Annotated in this window: 1 protein-coding gene and 1 pseudogene; both read left to right on the forward strand. The window is 74.3% G+C overall.

Annotated elements, in window-relative coordinates:
- The first annotated feature begins 37 nt into the window (after positions 1-37).
- Positions 38-1,630 (forward strand): annotated as a pseudogene (locus tag ACTUAL_RS00635) (FAD-dependent oxidoreductase).
- On the forward strand, positions 1,630-2,076 hold a 447-nt coding region (locus ACTUAL_RS00640; RefSeq protein ID WP_440898892.1), incomplete at its 3' end, for a hydantoinase/oxoprolinase N-terminal domain-containing protein. The pseudogene ACTUAL_RS00635 and the gene ACTUAL_RS00640, both read left to right, overlap by 1 nt.

Genomic DNA, 2,076 nt, shown 5'->3' on the forward strand with positions numbered 1-2,076 from the left:
CCGGTACGTGCGCGAGCACCGACCGCAGGAAGGCCCCATGACCGAGATCCGCACCGACGGCCTCGTCGTCGGCGGCGGGCTGGGCGGCGTCGCCGCCGCGCTGGCCGCCGCGTCCGCCGGGCGCAGCGTCGTGCTCACCGAGGAGACCGACTGGATCGGCGGGCAGCTCACCGCCCAGGGCGTGCCGCCCGACGAGCACCCGTGGATCGAGAGCTTCGGCGCCACCGCCTCCTACCGGCGGCTGCGCCGGGGCATCCGCGACTACTACCGCGCCCACTACCCGCTGCGCGCCGAGGCCCTGGCGCTGGACGCGCTCAACCCCGGAGCCGGGCGGGTCTCCAAGCTGTGCCACTAGCCGCGCGTCGCGCTCGCCGTCCTGGAGTCGATGCTCGCCCCGCACCGCAGCGCCGGGCGGCTGACCGTGCTGCTGGAGCACCGCCCCACCTCGGCCGAGGTCAGCGGCGACCGGGTCGACGCGGTCACCCTCGCCGGTCCCGACGGGGACGTGGTGGTGCGCTTCGACCTCGTGCTCGACGCCACCGAGGGCGGGGACCTGCTGCCGATGGCGGGCGTGGAGTTCGCGGTGGGCGCCGAGTCCCGCGACGAGCACGACGAGCCGCACGCCCCCGAGGTCGCCGACCCGGCGAACCTGCAGGGCATCACCTACTGCTTCGCCCTGTCCCACCACGCGGGCGAGGACCACACGATCGACCGGCCGGAGATGTACGACTTCTGGCGCTCCTACCGCCCCGAGTTCTGGCCAGGGCCCCTGCTGGGGCTGCTCGCGCCCGACCCGCGCACCCTGGAACCGGTGCCGCGCACGTTCGTCCCCAACCCGGAGGCCGACCCGCTGGCGGTCAGCGCCGACCAGAGCGCGGACGCCGGCGACAAGGAGCTGTGGGGCTTCCGCCGCATCCTGGCGCGCGGGATGCACCGCGAGGGCGCGTTCGACTCGGACATCACGCTGGTCAACTGGCCGCTCAACGACTACTGGCTGCGGCCCGCGCTGGAGATCGACGGCGTCAGCACCGCCGAGGACGTGGCCGTGGCGCACCACGAGGCCAAGCAGCTGTCGAAGTCGGTGCTCTACTGGTTGCAGACCGAGCTGGGCTTCCCCGGCCTGAAGCTGCGCCACGACGTCATGGGCAGCCGCGACGGGCTCGCGAAGTCCGCGTACGTCCGGGAGTCGCGGCGGATCAAGGCGGTCACCACGGTCACCGAGCACGACGTGTCGCTGGCGCTCCTCGGGCCGCACGGGCGCAAGTCGCACCCGGACTCGGTGGGCGTGGGCAGCTACCGCATCGACCTGCACCCGTCGACCTCCGGCGACGGGTACGTGGACGTGGCCAGCACGCCGTTCGAGATCCCGCTGGGCGCGCTGCTGCCGCGGCGGGTGGAGAACCTGCTGCCCGCGGCCAAGAACATCGGCACCACGCACATCACCAACGGCTGCTACCGGCTGCACCCGGTGGAGTGGAACGCGGGCGAGGTCGCCGGCCACCTGGCCGCGTTCGCGCTGCGCGAGGGGATCAGCCCGCGCGCGGTGCGGGAGCGGCGCTTCGACGAGTTCGCGCGGGTGCTGGACCGGGCCGGGGTCCAGCGCCACTGGCCCGACGTCAGGGGGTACTGATGAGCGAGGACAACGAGGTCCGAGCGGGCGGGGTGCGGATCGGCGTCGACGTCGGCGGCACGTTCACCGACGCGGTCGCCGTCGACGCGGCCACCTTCGCCCTGCTGGGCAAGGTGAAGGTCCCCACCAGCCACGACCACCCGGACGGCGTCGCGCACGGCATCCTGCGCGCCCTGGAGGAGCTGCGCGCGGCCACCGGGGTCGACCTGGCGCGGGTGTCGTTCCTGGCGCACGGCACCACCCAGGCCACCAACGCCCTCCTGGAGGGCGACGTCGCCGTGGTCGGCATCGCCGGGATCGGCTCCGGCTTCGACGGCTGGGCCACCGCGCGGCTCAAGTCGTTGCGCAGGCTGGAACTGGCGCCCGGCCGCCCGCTGCCGATCCGCTACGCCGCCGTCACCGACCCGGCCGACCCGGTCGTGGTCAAGTCGGCCGTCGAGGCGCTG

It is taken from the genome of Actinosynnema sp. (genome assembly GCF_052038725.1).